The 210-nt window shown below is 63.3% G+C and carries 1 protein-coding gene; it reads right to left on the minus strand.

Annotation, left to right across the window (positions count from 1 at the left end):
- Positions 1-210, minus strand: a 210-nt coding sequence (locus AC5RUU_RS19720) for an ATP-binding cassette domain-containing protein (protein ID WP_493976880.1), incomplete at both ends; no start/stop codon positions are given.

Raw genomic sequence — 210 nt, forward strand, 5'->3', positions numbered from 1 at the left:
AGACCATGCCGACCCGGGTGCGCTGCTGGGCCAGTTTCTTGGGCGGCAGGGCGTGGTAGGCGGTGTCGGTTTCGTAGTAGCCGAAGTCCTCGCCGTTTACCTTCAGCACGCCTGAGTCGACGGTCTCCAGGCCGTTGATGCAGCGCAGGATGGTGGACTTGCCGGAGCCGGAAGGTCCGATGATGCAGCAGATTTCACCGCTGGCGATCT

Source organism: Arthrobacter sp. K4-10C, from assembly GCF_059090085.1.